General features: G+C 72.3%; 11 protein-coding genes. 6 read left to right on the forward strand and 5 right to left on the reverse strand.

Going from position 1 to position 17,454, the window contains the following annotated elements; translation table 11 throughout:
- Positions 1-49: 49 nt before the first annotated feature.
- Complete coding sequence (locus U9R90_RS02845; protein ID WP_411054764.1) at positions 50-1,108, reverse strand: fatty acid desaturase family protein; 1,059 nt, start codon at positions 1,106-1,108, stop codon at positions 50-52.
- Positions 1,109-1,342: 234 nt separating this feature from the next.
- Here U9R90_RS02845 and U9R90_RS02850 point away from each other — a divergent pair, with 234 nt between their 5' ends.
- Entirely contained in the window at positions 1,343-4,300 is a 2,958-nt protein-coding gene (locus tag U9R90_RS02850) for an SNF2-related protein (protein ID WP_411054765.1), read from the forward strand.
- On the forward strand, positions 4,297-5,676 hold the full coding sequence (locus U9R90_RS02855) for an SWF or SNF family helicase (RefSeq protein ID WP_411054766.1): 1,380 nt from the start codon (positions 4,297-4,299) through the stop codon (positions 5,674-5,676). The genes U9R90_RS02850 and U9R90_RS02855 overlap by 4 nt, the downstream gene beginning before the upstream one ends.
- Positions 5,677-5,790: 114 nt before the next feature.
- On the opposite strand, the gene U9R90_RS02860 is transcribed toward U9R90_RS02855, so the two are convergent.
- Positions 5,791-6,216: a hypothetical protein gene (locus U9R90_RS02860; RefSeq protein ID WP_411054767.1), complete on the reverse strand. Its 426-nt coding sequence runs from the start codon at positions 6,214-6,216 to the stop codon at positions 5,791-5,793.
- 131 nt (positions 6,217-6,347) lie between these two features.
- Positions 6,348-7,514, reverse strand: a complete 1,167-nt coding sequence (gene xylA, locus U9R90_RS02865; protein ID WP_411054768.1) for a xylose isomerase — start codon at positions 7,512-7,514, stop codon at positions 6,348-6,350.
- Positions 7,515-7,625: 111 nt separating this feature from the next.
- Between xylA and xylB the strand changes: the two genes are divergently transcribed.
- From xylB to adh, 4 genes are all read left to right on the forward strand, one after another.
- A complete protein-coding gene (gene xylB / locus U9R90_RS02870; RefSeq protein WP_411054769.1) occupies positions 7,626-9,086 on the forward strand; it encodes a xylulokinase in 1,461 nt (486 codons plus the stop codon).
- The gene (locus U9R90_RS02875; RefSeq protein ID WP_411054770.1) at positions 9,083-10,369 is read left to right on the forward strand and encodes an ROK family protein; all 1,287 of its coding nucleotides are present in this window, start codon (positions 9,083-9,085) and stop codon (positions 10,367-10,369) included. Before xylB ends, U9R90_RS02875 begins: the two co-directional genes overlap by 4 nt.
- Before the next feature lie 199 nt (positions 10,370-10,568).
- The gene (locus tag U9R90_RS02880; RefSeq protein WP_411054771.1) at positions 10,569-11,855 is read left to right on the forward strand and encodes a GAF domain-containing protein; all 1,287 of its coding nucleotides are present in this window, start codon (positions 10,569-10,571) and stop codon (positions 11,853-11,855) included.
- Positions 11,856-11,910: 55 nt separating this feature from the next.
- Positions 11,911-13,434 (forward strand): aldehyde dehydrogenase, encoded by a 1,524-nt coding sequence (gene adh / locus U9R90_RS02885; RefSeq protein WP_411054772.1) that lies wholly within the window; start codon positions 11,911-11,913, stop codon positions 13,432-13,434.
- Positions 13,435-13,540: 106 nt separating this feature from the next.
- On the opposite strand, the gene U9R90_RS02890 is transcribed toward adh, so the two are convergent.
- Together U9R90_RS02890 and U9R90_RS02895 are read right to left on the reverse strand one after the other, a co-directional pair.
- Positions 13,541-15,349: an ATP-binding cassette domain-containing protein gene (locus U9R90_RS02890; protein WP_411054773.1), complete on the reverse strand. Its 1,809-nt coding sequence runs from the start codon at positions 15,347-15,349 to the stop codon at positions 13,541-13,543.
- Complete coding sequence (locus tag U9R90_RS02895) at positions 15,346-17,097, reverse strand: ABC transporter ATP-binding protein (RefSeq protein ID WP_411054774.1); 1,752 nt, start codon at positions 17,095-17,097, stop codon at positions 15,346-15,348. The genes U9R90_RS02890 and U9R90_RS02895 overlap by 4 nt, the downstream gene beginning before the upstream one ends.
- Between the last annotated feature and the right edge of the window lie 357 nt (positions 17,098-17,454).

Raw genomic sequence — 17,454 nt, forward strand, 5'->3', positions numbered from 1 at the left:
TCTGCCGTAGTTCCAGTGTGTACCCCTGATGCAACCCTGAGTCCGACCCCTACTCAACCCTGAGAGGCTCACCCACCTCGCGCAGGTGCCCCAGGGCCTGCCGATACGAGTCCACCAGCCCGGTCTCCGTGAAGGGGATGCCCAGTTCGGCGCAGTGGGCGCGGACCAGGGGCTGGGCGAGCCGCAGATGCGGCCGGGGCATGTTGGGGAAGAGGTGGTGTTCGATCTGGTAGTTGAGGCCGCCGAGGAACCAGTCGGTCAGGGCGCCGCCGCGGATGTTGCGCGAGGTGAGGACCTGGCGACGCAGATGGCCCCAGGCCTCGCCGTCCGGGTCCGGCATCTCCATGCCCTTGTGGTTGGGCGCGAAGGCCAGCCCCAGGTGGAGGCCGAACAGCGCCTGGTGGATCGTGGCGAAGGCGAGGGCCTGCCCGACGGACAGGGTGGTCAGCAGCAGCGCCGCATAGCCGACGACATGGCCGAGCAGCAGCAGTCCCTCGACGATCCGCTCGCGCGGGGCCTGTCGCCGCAGGTCCTGGAATCCGTAGACCTTGAGGGCGATGCCCTCCAGGAGGGTGAGCGGGAAGAAGAGCCAGGCCTGGTTGCGGGTGAGCCAGCGCCCGAAGCCCGTGCGGACGGTGGCCTGTTCGCTGCTGAAGACCAGCACATCGGCCTTGACGTCCGGGTCCTTGTCCAGGTGGTTGGGGTTGGCGTGGTGCCGGTTGTGCTTGTCGTTCCACCAGGCCGCGCTCATGCCCAGGAGCAGGTTTCCGTGGATCAGCCCGATGGCCCGGTTCACCGCGCGGCTCCCGGCTATCTGCGCGTGCCCCGCGTCATGCCCGATGAAGGCCGTACGGGCCGAGAACACGGCGAGTACGGGGGCGAGGAGCAGCGCCCACCAGGAGGCACCGATGAGGACGAGGCCGGTCACGATCGCACCCAGTGCCAGAGCGTTGACGGCGATACCCAGGGCGTACCAGCCGGTGCGCCGCTCCAGCAGGCCCTGGCTGCGGACCGTACGCAGCAGGGGTGCGAAGTCACTGCCGCGGGGTGGCGCCTGGTCGGCGAGCGGGGCTGCTGCGCGGGGCTCTGCGAGCGCGGCTTGCGGCATGGTGGTCTCCGGTCCGTGGGATCGACGGGCTGACCTGCTTGAACCTACGGAGCGGTGACCTGGCGCAGCCATGGCACCACCACCCGCATCCCTCCGGGGGTCTTCCCCCGGAGGGGGTGGCACTGGATACACCCCCACAGAGGAGAGTGACTGGCATCACGCCTTTAAGGGGCTGCAGGCACCGTCGAACGATGTACCCTCGGCCACTCCGGAATCAGTAGTCAAACTTGAGGAATGCGCATTACTGTGCCCACGCTTCCCGCGGCAACACTCTCCGAGATCTCCGAACTCGCCCACTGCTCCGTGGTCTTCCTGCCCGCCGACCCCGCACGCACCAGCCAGGTCGCCTTCTGGCACCCCGACGGCCAACAGCCGCCGACCACCGCGGCGGGCACGGCGGACGAGCTGACCGTCGCGCTGCCCGGCGCCGCCGGGGTCGCGCCGGTGCGGGTGCCCGCGCGGTTGCTGGAGATGCGGGCCGCGCTGCCCGTGCTCACCCGCGCGCGGGCCGTACCCGGAGCGCACCCGGCCGCCGCCTTCTGGGGTACGGCCGCGCTCCTCGCCCTGCAGCTCACCGCGCGCGGCCTGCTGCTGCCCGGCCTGTCCGCGACCGCACACGACGCCTGGCGGGCCGGGCCGCTGGGCACCGACGAGCTGGCGCGGCTGCGCGGGCTGGCCGCCGCGATGCCACCCGCCGCGCACGCCGTACCCCTGCCGGGAGCGGACCCGCTGCGCCTCGCGGACCCTGAGGCGCTGCTGCGCGGTTTCCTGGACGCCGTCGCCGACACCCTGCCCCGCTCCCCCGCCGCGCCGCTGGCCACCGGCCATCCGGCCTTCGCGGCACCGTCGCCCCAGCGCATTCCCGACCAGCGCGCGTGGGCCGCGGATGTGGCGGCCGGCCACGACGCGGGCGTACGGGTCTCGCTGCGCATCGAGGTACTCGGGCTCACGGACGACGCCGCCGCCGACGCGAGCGGGCCGACCTTCCGCGCCGTACCGCAGCTGCACAGCGTCAGCGACCCCGCGCTGGTCGCCGACGCCGCCGAGGTGTGGGCGCGGTCGGGAGCGGCCGCGCAGTCCTTCGGCCCGCGCACCGAGCTGGACGCGCTGCTCGCCCTGCGGCGTGCGGCCCGCGCCTGGGCGCCGCTGGCGCCGCTGCTCTCGGCTGCCGTGCCCGACGCGATCGAGCTGGCCGACGAGGAGGTCACCGAGCTCCTGGGCGCGGCCGCCCGCGCACTCGCCGGGGCCGGTGTCGAGGTGCACTGGCCTCGGGAGCTGGCCCGCGAGCTGACCGCGCGCGCCACCATCGGGCCGCCCGACGGCACCGACGACGTCGGCGGCTCTGGCGGCACCGGGGACATCGGCGGCTCTGGCTACGACGCCGACTACGCCGACGGCAAGGAACCCGCCAAGGCCGCATCCGACACCCCGTCCTTCCTGTCCGCCGACGCCTTGCTCGCCTTCAACTGGCGGTTCGCGCTGGGCGAGCAGCGACTGACCCGCGCCGAACTCGACCAACTCGCCGAAGCCAACCGCCCCGTGGTGCGGCTGCGCGACCAGTGGGTCCTCATCGACCCCGAAGAGGCCCGACGCGCGCGTGCCCAGCAGGACCACAAGGTCACGCCGATCGACGCGCTGAGCACCGTGCTGACCGGCTCCACAGAGGTCGACGGGCGACGCGTCGAAGTAACCCCCACAGGGTGGCTGGCCAACCTGCGCGAGCGGCTGGCGAACCCGGAGGCCGAGTCCGACACGCCCCTCGCGCAACCGGAGGCGCTCGCCGCCACCCTGCGCGACTACCAGCTGCGCGGCCTGTCCTGGCTGGCCACGATGACCTCGCTGGGGCTCGGTGGCTGCCTCGCCGACGACATGGGGCTCGGCAAGACCATCACCCTGATCGCCCTGCACCTGCACCGCCAGTGCGAGGCGGCGTCCGCGGGCCCCACCCTCGTGGTGTGCCCCACTTCGCTGATGGGCAACTGGCAGCGCGAGATCGAGAAGTTCGCGCCCGGCACGCCGGTACGCCGCTTCCACGGCGCATCGCGCGGCCTGGACGACCTGGCGGACGGCGAGTTCGTGCTCACCACGTACGGCACCATGCGGCTCGACGCCCGGCAACTGGCCCAGGTCACCTGGGGGATGGTCGTCGCGGACGAGGCGCAGCACGTCAAGAACCCGTACTCGGCCACCGCCAGGGAGCTGCGCACGATCGGTGCCCACGCGCGCGTGGCGCTCACCGGCACCCCGGTGGAGAACAACCTCTCCGAACTGTGGGCGATCCTCGACTGGACCACGCCAGGGCTGCTCGGCCGACTCGGCACCTTCCGCTCCCGATACGCGCGGGCCGTGGAGAACGGCACGGACCCGGCCGCCGCCGACAGGCTCGGCAAGCTCGTACGCCCCTTCCTGTTGCGGCGCCGCAAGTCGGACCCGGGCATCGCTCCCGAACTGCCGCCCAAGACCGAGACCGACCGTGCCGTCTCGCTCACCAAGGAGCAGACCGGCCTGTACGAGGCCGTGGTGCGCGAGACGATGGCCGCGATCTCCGCCGCCGGCGGCATGGAGCGGCGCGGCCTGATCGTCAAGCTGTTCACCGGGCTCAAGCAGATCTGTAACCACCCGGCGCAGTTCCTGAAGGAGGAGCGACCCCAGGTCGTCGGTCGCTCGGGCAAGTTGGAGCTGCTGGACGAGCTCCTGGACACGATCCTCGCCGAGGACGCGAGCGTGCTGGTCTTCACCCAGTACGTCCAGATGGCGCGGATCGTCGAACGGCATCTGGCCGCCCGTGGCGTGCCGACGCAGTTCCTGCACGGTGGCACCCCCATCCACGAGCGCGAGGCGATGGTGCAGCGCTTCCAGGACGGCGAAGTCCCGGTCTTCCTGCTGTCGTTGAAGGCCGCGGGTACGGGGCTGAACCTGACCCGCGCCGAGCATGTCGTGCACTACGACCGCTGGTGGAACCCGGCTGTCGAGGCGCAGGCCACGGACCGCGCGTACCGCATCGGGCAGAACCGCCCCGTACAGGTGCACCGGCTGATCGCGGAGGGCACGATCGAGGACCGTATCGCCGAGATGCTGGAGCGCAAGCAGGTGCTCGCGGATTCCGTACTCGGCTCTGGCGAGGCCGCACTGACCGAACTCACCGACGCGGAACTGGCCGACCTGGTCGAGCTGCGAGGAGGCGCCCGATGAGCGACGCGTACAACGATGGGCACAGTGACGCGTACAGCGATGCGTACGAGGAGCACGAGGAGCACGAGGAGCACGAGGGGCACACGACCTCGGACGCTTCCGGCGACGAGCGCACCTTCGCCGCACTGCCCCCGGCCCACGGCCGTGGCTTCGCGACCTCCTGGTGGGGTCAGGCCTGGCTGAAGGCGCTGGAGGACACGGCGTTGGACTCCCAGCAGGTGAAGTCGGGGCGCAGGCTGGCGCGGGCCGGGGCGGTCGGCGCCGTGTCGGTGCGCCCCGGCCGGATCACCGCGGTCGTCCAGGACCGCGACCGCGCCACGCACCGCTCCGACGTCCTGCTGCAGCGGCTCGGCGAGGACGCGTGGGACCGCTTCCTGGACATGGCCGTCGAGCGGGCCGGGCATATCGCGGCGCTGCTCGACCGCGAGATGCCGCCGCACCTGGTGGAGGACGCGGCGGCCGCGGGCGTCGAACTCCTGCCGGGGATCGGCGACCTGGAGCCGGAGTGCGACTGTGACGCGTGGGACCACTGCGGGCATACGGCGGCGCTCTGCTACCAGATGGCGCGGCTGCTCGACCAGGATCCGTTTGTGCTGCTGCTGATGCGCGGGCGCGGGGAGCGCGAGCTCCTGGACGAGTTGCGGGCGCGCAGCGTCGCGCGGGCCGCGCCTGACGAGCCCGCCGCCGACGAGGCCCCGCCGAGCGCCCCGGAGGGGGTCTCGGCGGACGAGGCGTACGCGATGGGGGACATCCTGCCTCCGCTGCCCGCTTCCCCGGCGCTGCCCGACGCGCCGGGCACGCCGCCCGCCCTGGACACCGAGACGGAGCCCGCGCCCGGCCTGGATGTGGCGGCTCTGGAGTTCCTCGCCACGGGGGCGGCGGCGACGGCGCACCAGCTGCTGGCCGAAGCGCTGTCGCCCGGCCATGCGGGGCAGCCGGTCGGGGTGGAGCCGACTCCGGGGCAGGACGCGGTCCGGCTGGCCGTGAGCGGGGCCGCCGCCCGGACCGCCGCGCCGATCGCCGGGCGGTTCGCCACGGGGTCCGGGCGGGACCACGAGGGGCTCGCGCTCGCCGTACGGGCGTGGGAGTTCGGCGGCGCCGCCGCGCTGTCCGTACTCGAAGAGGAGTGGACCCCGCAGGGGGATGCGCTGGTACGCGCGCGTGCCGCGCTGGACGCGGCCTGGGACGAGGACGAGCGTCCGCCGCTGCGCGCCGCGCGCAACCGGTGGACCGTGGTCGGCACGCGGGCCCAGTTGCGGCACGGCCGGGACGGGCGCTGGTGGCCTTACCGCAAGGAGCGGGGCCGTTGGGCTCCGGCCGGTCCGGCGACACACGACCCGGCTACGGCGCTGGCGGTGGTGACGGGCGAGGAGTGACGGGGCAGGGGTAATGGGGGTAACCGGGGCGGGGCTGGGTTGAGCGGGCAGTGACCGCTGCCCGCGCCCGTCTCGGCTGCCCTCGGCAAGCTCCGTGGGAGTGCACCACGGCAGTTACGGCAAGCTGCTCGGCAGCGCGCTGGCGAGCTCCGTCGGGAACCCGGGTGGATGCCCCGTCGGTAGCTCTGTGGGCAGCACACTCGGGAGCCCGGTCGGAAGCCCCGTCGGGAGCTCGCTCGGCAACTCGCTCGGCAGCTCCGTCGGGATCTCCGTCGGAAGCTGCGACGGCGGGCTCGGCGCCCGCGTCGGCGTGGCGGGCGAGCTGCTCGGCCCGGTCGGCTTCTCGTCCGATGTGCCGCCGTCGCCACCGGCGACCACCAGCACGACCGCGATAATCGCCCCCGCACCCACGATCACCGCCAGCAGCGCCAGCAGGCCGCCGCGGAGACGACCTGACGGCGGGTCTGGCGGCGGGTCTGGTGGCGGGTCGGGGGTCGCGTCCGGCATCGGTGGCTGTGGCGGCACGGGTGGCGGGCCCATACCGTCCAGAGTCACCCGTATCCGGCCACGAAGCGACCCCTGTACGGCAGTTGGTGAGCGCATGCCGCTCAGCCACGCGCCCCCGACCAGCGGCGCGCCCCTCAGCCACGCGCCCGTAAGCCGAGCGCCCTTCAGCCACGTACCCCCAACAGGTGATCCATCGCCAACTGGTCCAGCTGTTCGAAGGCCATTCCGCGCGCGGCCGCCCCCGCCACGTCGAACTCCTCGAAGGCGGCCCGGTCCGCGAGCAGCCCGGCGAGCCCGTCGTCCGCGGTCGCCAGCGCCAGCTCGTCCAGGCGCGATGCCCGCAGCGCTTCCTGGACCTCGGGGTCGGCACGGAAGGCGGCCGCGCGCTCGCGCAGGATGAGGTAGTTGCGCATACAGCCCGCGGCCGATGCCCACACGCCGTCGAAGTCCTCCGTACGCGGCGGCTTGAAGTCGAAGTGCCGCGGCCCCGCGTACCCGGCGGTCTCCAGCAGGTCGACCAGCCAGAACGCGGACCGCAGGTCTCCGGCGCCGAAGCGCAGGTCCTGGTCGTACTTGATGCCGCTCTGGCCGTTGAGGTCGATGTGGAAGAGCTTGCCCGCCCACAGGGCCTGGGCGATGGAGTGCGGGAAGTTCAGGCCCGCCATCTGCTCGTGGCCGACCTCCGGGTTGACCCCGTACAGCTCCGGGCGCTCCAGCCGCTCGATGAAGGCGAGCGCATGGCCGACGGTGGGCAGGAGGATGTCGCCGCGCGGCTCGTTCGGCTTGGGCTCGATCGCGAAGCGCAGGTCGTAGCCCTGGGCCGTGACGTACTCGCCGAGCAGGTCGAAGGCCTCCTTCATCCGGTCGAGCGCCACCCGTACGTCCTTGGCCGCTCCGGACTCCGCGCCCTCGCGGCCGCCCCATGCCACGTACACCTCGGCGCCCAGTTCGGCGGCGAGGTCGATGTTGCGCAGCGTCTTGCGGAGCGCGTAGCGGCGTACGTCGCGGTCGTTGGCGGTGAAGGCACCGTCCTTGAAGACGGGGTGCGTGAACAGGTTCGTCGTCGCCATCGGCACCTTCAGGCCGGTCGCGTCGAGCGCCTGCCTGAAGCGCTTGACGTGCGACTCGCGCTCGGTGTCCGACGCGCCGAAGGGGATCAGGTCGTCGTCGTGGAAGGTGACGCCGTACGCGCCGAGCTCGGCGAGCCTGCGTACGCTCTCGACGGGGTCGAGCGCGGCGCGGGTCGCGTCGCCGAACGGGTCCCTGCCCTGCCAGCCGACGGTCCACAGACCGAAGCTGAATTTGTCCTCGGGGGTGGGTGCGTAACTCATCGCGGCTTCTCCCTCACCGACTGGTTATTTTGTCATAGCACTTAACAAACTAGTATCCGGGAGCATCACAGGGAAGGGCGCGACAGCCCCGATCGTCGAACGGAGAGTGCGATGTCAGCAGCCGATGGGCCCCTGGTCGTCGGTGTGGACAGCTCTACCCAGTCCACCAAGGTCCTGGTCGTCGACGCGGCGACGGGCACGGTCCTGGCCCGCGGGCGGGCCCCGCACACCGTGTCGACCGGGCCCGGCCGGGAGAGCGATCCGCGCCAGTGGTGGAGCGCGCTCACCGAGGCGCTACGACAGTGTGGCGACGTGGCGCGCGAGGCCGCGGCGGTGTCCGTGGCCGGGCAGCAGCACGGCCTGGTCACCCTGGACGCGGACGGCGCCCCGGTCCGCCCGGCCCTGCTGTGGAACGACGTACGCCCGGCGCCGCAGAACGCGCGACTGATCGAGGAGCTGGGCGGCACCAAGGCCTGGGCGGAGCGCACCGGCAGCGTTCCGGCGCCCGCCTTCACCGCGGCCAAGTGGGTCTGGCTGCGCGAGCACGAACCGGACGCGGCAGCCGCGACCGCCGCCGTCCGGCTGCCGCACGACTACCTCACCGAGCGGCTCACCGGGCACGCCACCACCGACCGCGGCGACGCGTCCGGTACGGGCTGGTGGGCCGGGCCCACCGAGGCGTACGACGAGGAGATCCTCTCCCTCGTCGACCTGGACCCGGCCCTGCTGCCCCGCATAGTGCGCCCGGGCGAGGTGGCCGGGACCGTACGGGACCTACCCGAACTCCCCTTCGCCAAGGGGACCCTGGTCGCCGCGGGCACCGGCGACAACGCGGCGGCCGCGCTCGGCCTCGGCCTGCGCCCGGGCACCCCGGTCCTCAGCCTGGGCACATCGGGCACCGTGTACGCGGTGTCGCGGCAGCGCCCCGCCGACCCCACCGGCACGGTCGCGGGCTTCGCCGACGCGCGCGGCGACTGGCTGCCGCTGGCCTGCACCTTGAACTGCACCCTGGCCGTGGACCGGATCGCGGCCCTGCTCGGCCTGGACCGCGAGGCGGTGGAGCCGGGCGGCGGCGCCACGCTGCTGCCCTTCCTGGACGGCGAGCGGACCCCGAACCTGCCGGACGCGTCAGGCCTGCTGCACGGGCTACGGCACGACACCAGCGGCGGGCAGCTGCTTCAGGCGGCGTACGACGGTGCGGTGTTCGCCCTGCTCCAGGCCCTTGACCTGGTGCTCGACGTAGACGCGGGCGCGGACCCCGCCCCCGAGGCCCCGCTCCTGCTGATCGGCGGCGGCGCCCGCGGCACGGCCTGGCAGCAGACCGTACGCCGACTGTCCGGCCGCCCCGTCCAGGTGCCGGACGCCGACGAACCCGTGGCGCTCGGCGCCGCCGCGCAGGCCGCGGGGCTGCTGACCGGCGAGGACCCGGCCGCCGTCGCACGCCGCTGGGGCAGCGCGCGGGGGCCGGTGCTCGATCCCGTAGCCCGCGACGAGGAGACCCTGCAGCGGATCTCCACACTGCTGACCGACGCGGGACCGCTCCTCGGCAACCTTGGCAGACTGTCGGCGTGAACTCCCCCATCCCTCAGCCGGGCTCGCCGCTCCCCCACACCCAGCAGGGCATCAGGCGGCGCAACCTCTCCCTGGTCCTGCACACCGTCGCCGCCCAGGGCCCGCTGTCCCGTGCCACCGTGGCCTCCCGGATCGGGCTCACCCGGGCGGCCGTGTCCACTCTCGTGGACGAACTGGTCCGCGCGGACCTGCTGGTCGAGCTCGGCCCCGAGCAGCGGTCCGGCACGGTGGGCCGCCCCGGAAGCGCCCTGGCGCTCAGCGAGCGCTGCCCGGTCGGGATCGGTGCCGAGATCGGTGTGGACCATCTCGCCGCCTGTGCCGTGGACCTGCACGGCACCGTACGGGCCAGGGCCGTCCTGGAGGGCGACAACCGGGGCCGTCCCCCGGAGCCCGTACTCAAGGAGCTCGCCCGTCTGATCCGAGAGGTGACCGATACGGCCCGCGCGGCGGGGCTACGGCCCGCGGGGCTCGGTGTCGCCGTGCCGGGCCTGGTCGCCCGTGACGCGCGGACGGTCGTCCGGGCGCCCAACCTCGGCTGGACGCAGGTGGACCTGGGTCGGCACCTCGGGGACACGCTGCCGCCGCGCGTCGACAACGAGGCGAACCTGGGCGCGCTGGCTGAGCTCTGGCTCGGCGGCGAACGGGTAGCCGCTGATGCCCCGGCGACCGATGGTGAACCGGCGACGGGCGGCGCCCCGGCGACCGGCGGCGGCGCGGCACCTCGGGACTTCCTGCATGTCTCAGCCGAGATCGGCATCGGTGCCGCGGTGGTCGTGGACGGCCGACTGCTGCGCGGAGCGCGCGGTTTCGCGGGCGAGTTGGGCCATGTACCGGTACGTCCCGAAGGGCCCGACTGCCCGTGCGGTGGACGGGGTTGCCTGGAGCAGTACGCGGGCGCCGAGGCAGTGCTGCGGGCCGCGGGCCTGCCACCGGGCGAGGGCCGCATCGGGCTGCTCACCGCGCTCGCCGAGGACGGCGACGAGCGGGTGCGCCGTGCCCTGCGCGGCGCCGGGTCCGCGCTGGGCATCGCGGTCTCGGGCGCGGTCAATCTGCTCGACCCGCAGACCGTGGTGCTCGGCGGGGCGCTGTCCCGGCTCGCGCCCTGGCTGCTGCCGTCGATGGAACGGGAGCTGCTGCGCCGCACCGCGGACCCGGAACGCCCAGGCGGCGCCTCGGTGACCGTGTCCCGGATCGGCTCCGACGGGCCGCTGCTCGGGGCGGCCCATGCGGTGGTCCAGGCGGTCCTGGACGATCCGGTGTCGGTCGCGCCGCCGCCCGGGTAGCCGGGTGTGTCCGGAACCCGGGTAACCGAGCGTGTCCGGAAGCGGACGGAAGTACTTGCGGAAATACGGAAGTACTTGCGGAAATGCTTACGGAAATGCATCCAGGAGTGCTTACGGGAGTGGTTGTCGCCCCGCGCCACTCGGGCCACGATGGGCATCTGAGCGTGCATCGGAGCACCGCCCGCAGCGGGAGGCCTAGTTGACAGATCCATGGGTGGCCCTGGAGCCCGGCACCGACCCCGCCGAGCGAGTGAGGGAACTGCGCCGCGCCCACACGGACTTCACCACCCAGGGCATGGTCGCCAGACCCGTACGCCCCGTGGTGGCGGACTCCTGGCGGCGCTCGGCCCGCGCCAAGGTCAGCCCGGACGGCACCGCGCGCGTGGAGCTCGCCGACGGCGAACTCGGCTCCTACCGGGCCGAGCACCCCCTGGCGCGGGTGATGCCGCTGTTCCGTGAACTGATGAGCACGTTCGCGATGGACGGCGAGCACCTCCTGGCGGTGTGCGACGCGCACGGCAGGCTGCTGTGGGTGGAGGGCCACACCGGGACCCGTACCCGTGCCGGGCAGATGAACTTCGTACCGGGCGCCCGCTGGGCGGAGTCCGCGATGGGCACCAACGCCCCCGGCACCGCGGTCGCGGTCGGCCGCCCCGTACAGGTCTTCGCGACCGAGCACTTCAGCAGGCCCGTCCAGCCCTGGACCTGCGCCGCGGCGCCGGTGCACGATCCGCACACCGGACGGCTGCTCGGCGCCGTCGACATCACCGGCGGCGACCGCCTCGCCCACCCGCACAGCCTCGCCTTCGTACAGGCCGTGGCCCGCGCGGCCGAGGCCCAACTCGCCCTGGACCGCGGCCGGACCCCGGACACAGGCGTCGCCCTGCACGCCCTGGGCAGGAACGAGGCGCTGCTCGTCGCGCACGGCCGCAAGATGCGCCTCAGCCGCCGCCACAGCGAGATCGTGGTCCTGCTCGCGGGCCATCCCGAGGGCTTGACCGGTGACCAGTTGCTGGTCGGCCTGTACGAGGACGAGTCGATGTCCCCCGTGACGCTGCGCGCGGAACTGTCCCGGCTCCGGGTGCTGCTCGGCGCCGAGTTGCTCGCCTCACGCCCCTACCGGCTCACGCAACCCGTCGACGCGGACTTCACCCTCGTACAGCGGCGGCTCGCAGCAGGCGCGGTGTCCGGTGCGATGAGCGCGTACAACGGCCCGCTGCTGCCCTGTTCCCAGGCTCCCGAGGTGGCCAGAGTGCGCGACCGCCTGTCGTGCGCGCTGCGCGGCGCCCTGATCGACCGCGGCGACCCGCAGCTGCTGGCGGACTGGGCGCACAGCCCGTGGGGCGGCGATGACCTCGACATCTGGCGGGCGCTGGTGGCCGCGACCGAGCACGGCGCACCAGAACGGGCCCCGGCCGAGGCCGTCACCCGCGCCCTCGACGAGGAGCAGTCGGCCGCAACGTGGTTGCAACCTCCGCGCTCCTAGCCTCCCCGCGAGCGTTGCCCAACGGCGGGCAGCCATCCTCGGGAGGCCAGCAGAGATGACCCGTTACGCCGCACCCGGAACCGACGGCGCACTAGTCTCCTACGAGTCGCGCTACGACCACTTCATCGGCGGGGAGTACGTCCCACCCGCCCGCGGCCAGTACTTCGAGAACCCCAGCCCGGTCAACGGCCGCCCCTTCACCGAGATCGCCCGCGGCACCGCCGAGGACGTGGAACGCGCTCTGGACGCCGCGCATGCCGCCGCCCCCGGCTGGGGCGCCACCTCCACCACCGACCGCGCCGGCATCCTCAACAAGATCGCCGACCGGATGGAGGCCAACCTCGAACTCCTCGCGGTCGCCGAGGCCTGGGAGAACGGCAAGCCGATCCGCGAGACCCTGGCCGCCGACATCCCGCTGGCCATCGACCACTTCCGCTACTTCGCGGGCGCGATCCGCGCCCAGGAGGGGACGCTCGGCGAGATCGACGGCGACACCGTCGCGTACCACTTCCACGAGCCGCTCGGCGTGGTCGCCCAGATCATCCCGTGGAACTTCCCCATCCTGATGGCGGTCTGGAAGCTGGCCCCCGCCCTCGCGGCGGGCAACGCGGTCGTCCTCAAGCCCGCCGAGCAGACGCCGGCGTCGGTGCACGTCTGGCTGAGCCTGGTCGCCGATCTGCTGCCACCGGGCGTGGTCAACATCGTCAACGGCTTCGGCGCCGAGGCGGGCAAGCCGCTCGCCTCCAGCCCGCGCGTGGCGAAGGTCGCCTTCACCGGGGAGACCACGACGGGGCGGCTGATCATGCAGTACGCCTCCGAGAACATCAAGCCGGTCACCCTGGAGCTGGGCGGCAAGTCCCCCAACATCTTCTTCGACGACGTCTGGTCCGCCAACGACGACTTCCGCGACAAGGCGCTCGAAGGCTTCACCATGTTCGCCCTCAACCAGGGCGAGGTGTGCACCTGCCCCTCCCGCGCACTGATCCAACGCGGCCACTACAGCGAGTTCCTGGACGCGGCGATCGCCCGCACCGAGCAGATCCTTCCGGGCCACCCGCTGGACACCGACACGATGATCGGCGCCCAGTCCTCCAACGACCAGCTGGAGAAGATCCTCTCCTACCTGGACATCGGCCAGCGCGAGGGCGCCAAGGTCCTCACCGGCGGCCAGCGCATCGAGTACGACGGCGAGCTGGCGGGCGGCTACTACGTCCAGCCCACGATCTTCGAGGGCAACAACCGGATGCGGATCTTCCAGGAGGAGATCTTCGGCCCGGTCGTCTCGGTGACGTCGTTCAACGACTTCGACGACGCCATCAAAATCGCCAACGACACGCTGTACGGCCTGGGCGCCGGAGTCTGGACCCGCGACATGAACACCGCCTACCGGGCGGGCCGTTCGATCCAGGCGGGCCGCGTCTGGACCAACTGCTACCACGCCTACCCGGCCCACGCGGCCTTCGGCGGCTACAAGCAGTCCGGCATCGGCCGCGAGAACCACAAGATGATGCTGGACCACTACCAGCAGACGAAGAACCTTCTGGTGTCGTACTCGCCGAAGAAGCTCGGCTTCTTCTAGAGGCACTTGGCGATGGCACCGCACTGACAATCCGTGATCTGACCTGCGGCACTGCCCCCATGGTTCCCACGACCTACCGGTCCGCTGGGAGGGCGCAAACAACTGATCACGACTTCCCAAGTGCAACCGAAGGCTCCTGGACAGCGCAAACCGCAGGTTGACAGGGGCTCACTGCCGCTTCCTTTCGCATGTGGGCCGCATCGAAATGACCGACCAGGTCGGCGTAGTGCGCGCTGTCTCGTACGAGTTGGGCGTGGGTGCCGAACGCGTACGAGCCCTCCGACAGCACCAGCACCCGCCGGGCGCGGGCCGCGGATGTGAGGCGGTGGGCGATGACGATCAGCGTTCCCGGGCGGGCGGCGAAGGCCCGTTCCGCGCGAGCCTCCGCGAGCGGATCCAGGTGACAGGTCGCCTCATCGAGAATGACGATGCTCGCCGGGGACAGGTGCGCTCTGGCCAGCGTGATCAACTGACGTTCGCCGCTGGAGAGTTGATGGCCCTCCGGGCCGAGCTGGACGTCGTATCCCCCAATACGCTCCACCAGGGGGCGCAGGCCGACCGCGTCGACGCTGGCCGCGATGTCCGGCTCAGGTGCCTGGGGATTGAGGTAGGTGATGTTCTCGCGCAGGGTCCCTGAGAAGACGTAGGCCTGTTGCGGGATCACGGCGATGGCGGTGCGCACCGTGTGCGCGGGCAGCTCGGTGAGCGCGGTGCCGCCCAGGAGGACGTGCCCGCTCTGCGGGCGCTGGGTGCCGGCGAGCAGTTGAGCCAGGGTGGACTTTCCGATGCCGCTGGCACCGACGATCGCCAGGTGGTCGCCGTGGGGCACCTTCAGGTCCACGTGCTGAAGCACAGGTGCGGCATGGGGCCCGTAGGCAAAGGTCAGGTCGTGGAGCGACAGGTCCGGAGCATGCAGGCCGCGAGAGCGCTCGGAGGGGGCCTCGGAGTTGCATTCGGCGGTCGAGGGGGTCGCTTCGGAGATGCGACGCAGGACGACGCCCAGTTCCAGGCCGCGCGAGCCGATCGTAGCGACCAGCGAGCTCAGAGCGGGGACCAGCGTGGCGCTGAGATAGCTCAACGCGCCGATGATCTGGCCTGTGGTCAGGCTGTGGTGGCTGACCAGCCAGGGGGCAGCGGCCAGCAGGGCCAAGGGCGGAAGGTGTCCGCCGATGGTGATGATCAGGGTGCGCAGGGAGACGAACCAGGCCAGGCGGGCCGCGCTGCGGGCGTGCGCCTCGATGGCCCGGTCGATATGCGCCAAGGCACGCTGGTCGGCGGCGCAGGCGAGGACGTCCCGGATGCTCGCCACAGTGGTTCCCGCTATGCGGGCGATCTCCTCCTCCCCGAGGAGGACTGCGCGCTGACGCCGGGCAGCGGCGCTCAGCAGGGCCGTGCTGAGCATCAGTGCCAGCAGCAGGGGAGGCAGGGTCAGCAGAGCGACGGCGGGAGCGAGCGCCGTGACTCCGATCAGGGCCGCGAGCAGCTTGAAGACGAGGGGGCGCAGGGTCCGCAGTAGCGCTGTCACGAGTCTGCGGGTGTCCTCGGCGAGGTTGGTCAGCCTGGCGGCGTCGGCGGCGTCGGTGCCGTCCGGATGAGCCACTGCGGTGGTCAGCCGGGCATCGACCAGACGGTGAAGCAGGGCGTCACGGAGCGGCTCCACAGTCGCGGCGAGGTGGGGGAACATCTGGCGCGTTGCAAAGGCTCCGATCAGCATGGTCAGGGCGAACCCGGTGAGCCAACCGAGGCCGGCCAGTGGCCGCTGGGCGAGGAAGCCCTGGTCCAGCGCACGGGCGAGCAGCGCACCGGAGGCCATCGCGGGCAGCGCCTCGAGCGCCGACCACCCGGCGAGTCGGACCGTGGTGCTGCGCTGTCGTCGCACGTGCTCGACGAGCAGGTGCCAGCCGCTGCGGTTCATCGGTCCTCCACTGTCGTAAGGGGTTCGGTTGTCGCAACGGGGTCGGTTGTCGTGAGCGCGTCGGCCATGTCGAAAACGGCGCGGTATTCCGGGTGCTGCCAGAGGCGCTCGTGCGGGGCGACGCTGCGGATGCGGCCGTCCTCCAGCCAGGCGACCAAGTCGGCGCGGGCGGCTGTGACGGCACGGTGGGCGACGATGACCCGGGTACGGCCGCGGAAGTGGCCGGTGAGCGCACGGGTCACCTGCGCCTCGGTGACCGTGTCGAGGCTGGACGTGGCGTCGTCGAGCACCAGTACCCGCGCGTTCTGAGCGGCAGCCCTGGCCAGGCCGAGACGTTGCGCCTCGCCGCCGGAGAGCGGTGTGCTCGACAGCGGAGTGTCATAGCCCTGGGGCAGCCGCCGGATGAAGGTGTCGGCGCGAGCCGTGCCCGCTGCACGCTCCACGTGGGCCCGGGTCGCTGCCGGGTGGGCGTAGGCGATGGCGTCGGCGACGGTGTCCCCGATCAGCGCCGGTCGTTCAAACGCGTAGGCGATCTGGCCGCGGAGCTCGTCGAGATCCATCGCGGTGACATCGACGCCGTCGAGCAGGACCGTGCCTTGGTCGGGGTCGACGAGGCGTCCGATCAGCGCGGCCAGGGTGGACTTGCCGGAGCCCGAGCGGCCGACCAAGGCCAGCGAGGCACCCGCGGGAACGTACAGATCAAGCCGGTCGAGAACGTGCCGCTCACTCTCGGTCACGGTGACCGAGTGGAAGGCCACCGCCCCCGCGCCGGGGGAGAGACTGCGCGGCCGGGCGGGCCGTGACTGGGTCGGCAGGGACAGCACTTCACTGATCCTGCGGGCGCTGGCCCGCACGCCTGCCAGTTCCATGAACGCATCGATCTGCCCGAAGAAGGACAGGGCGAAGGCAATGTATCCGACCGCGGCCAGGAGCTGGCCCGGGCTCATGTCCCCGTGGACGACGGACAGGCCCGCGACCGCCAGCACCATCGCCTCGATCAGCGGCATCAGAGCCATGCCTTTCCAAATCGCCTTCCGCTGCAGCCGCCATGTCGCCTGGCCCGTCTCCGCCAGGTCGGGCAGCGGCACGAGGACACGTTCCACTTCGCGGTTCGTAGTGCCTGCGGCGCGGATCGTGCGTACGCCGGTCAACGCGTCCGACAGCCGTACCGCGATGGAGGCGAACGTGCGTTGGTAGCGCCCGTGCAGGTCGGTGGAACCGACCAGGAAACGTCTCAGCAGCAGCACGGCAGGGGGCACGCCGAGGACGAAGGCCACCCCCAGGCGGACGTCGATCAGCCAGAGTGCGACCACTGCGCCCACTGCGGTACTGAGCCCGCTGATCAGCGATGCGGTGACGGGCAGAGCGCAGGAGGCATGCCCGACATCGCCCAGCAGGCGGCTCGTCAGGTCACTGGCGGCGAACCGGCGCCCGCGCTGAGCCCCCAGGGCGAGCACGTGGCGCACCATGCCGCTGCGCAGCCACGACTGAGCCACAGTGACGCATCGGGCACCGGCCAGCCCGGCCGTCACCTGGCCCAGAGCGTTGGCAGCCATGACCGCGGCCAGCGGAATGAGCGCTCCTGAACCGCCGCCGTGCCGCATGACCGCATCGGTGGCGGCGGCGAGCATCGATGGCAGGGCAAGGCCCGTGGCCGCCGCGACCGCGCATGCCATCACGAAGGCCGCGGACCAGGCCGGTCGTTGCCATGCGGCACGAATGAGCATGCGGTCTGCCGTTGTGGGCATGGGTGGTGTGCCTTTCTTCCAGGGAGCTGTGGGGCTTGGGGCCGTCACGGTGCACGGGGCCGCGGTTTGACGGGGAGCGACGGAATAGCAGGGCTCGTGGCCCGGGCGGCTTGAGGGGCGGATACGGTCCGCGGCGCCGTCAGCCCCGCGTGCGTCGGGGCGCCAAGGTGCGCAGACAACGAGGCGGGCAGGTCCCGCGCACACAGCAGTCAGGGGTGGCGGGGACGCAACAGGGGGTAGTGGCAGGCGCGACGGCGGCGGAACGGGGAGCAGTCATGTCCACCATGCTGTTCTTCACGCGGCGCCGGCGGATCCGCCTCGTGTCGTCGGCTGCCCCCGCCAATCGGCGGGGGCAGC

Origin of the sequence: Streptomyces sp. E11-3, from assembly GCF_046540415.1 — a bacterium.
In the GTDB taxonomy this organism is placed as follows: domain Bacteria; phylum Actinomycetota; class Actinomycetes; order Streptomycetales; family Streptomycetaceae; genus Streptomyces.

What these genes read in the sequence shown, in the direction of transcription:
- U9R90_RS02850 (WP_411054765.1), top strand. Translation starts at nt 1,343, where the DNA reads ATGCGCATTACTGTGCCCACGCTTCCCGCGGCAACACTCTCCGAGATC.
- xylB (WP_411054769.1), top strand. Translation starts at nt 7,626, where the DNA reads ATGTCAGCAGCCGATGGGCCCCTGGTCGTCGGTGTGGACAGCTCTACC.
- U9R90_RS02890 (WP_411054773.1), bottom strand. Translation starts at nt 15,349, where the DNA reads ATGAACCGCAGCGGCTGGCACCTGCTCGTCGAGCACGTGCGACGACAG.
- U9R90_RS02855 (WP_411054766.1), top strand. Translation starts at nt 4,297, where the DNA reads ATGAGCGACGCGTACAACGATGGGCACAGTGACGCGTACAGCGATGCG.
- U9R90_RS02895 (WP_411054774.1), bottom strand. Translation starts at nt 17,097, where the DNA reads ATGCCCACAACGGCAGACCGCATGCTCATTCGTGCCGCATGGCAACGA.
- xylA (WP_411054768.1), bottom strand. Translation starts at nt 7,514, where the DNA reads ATGAGTTACGCACCCACCCCCGAGGACAAATTCAGCTTCGGTCTGTGG.
- adh (WP_411054772.1), top strand. Translation starts at nt 11,911, where the DNA reads ATGACCCGTTACGCCGCACCCGGAACCGACGGCGCACTAGTCTCCTAC.
- U9R90_RS02845 (WP_411054764.1), bottom strand. Translation starts at nt 1,108, where the DNA reads ATGCCGCAAGCCGCGCTCGCAGAGCCCCGCGCAGCAGCCCCGCTCGCC.
- U9R90_RS02860 (WP_411054767.1), bottom strand. Translation starts at nt 6,216, where the DNA reads ATGGGCCCGCCACCCGTGCCGCCACAGCCACCGATGCCGGACGCGACC.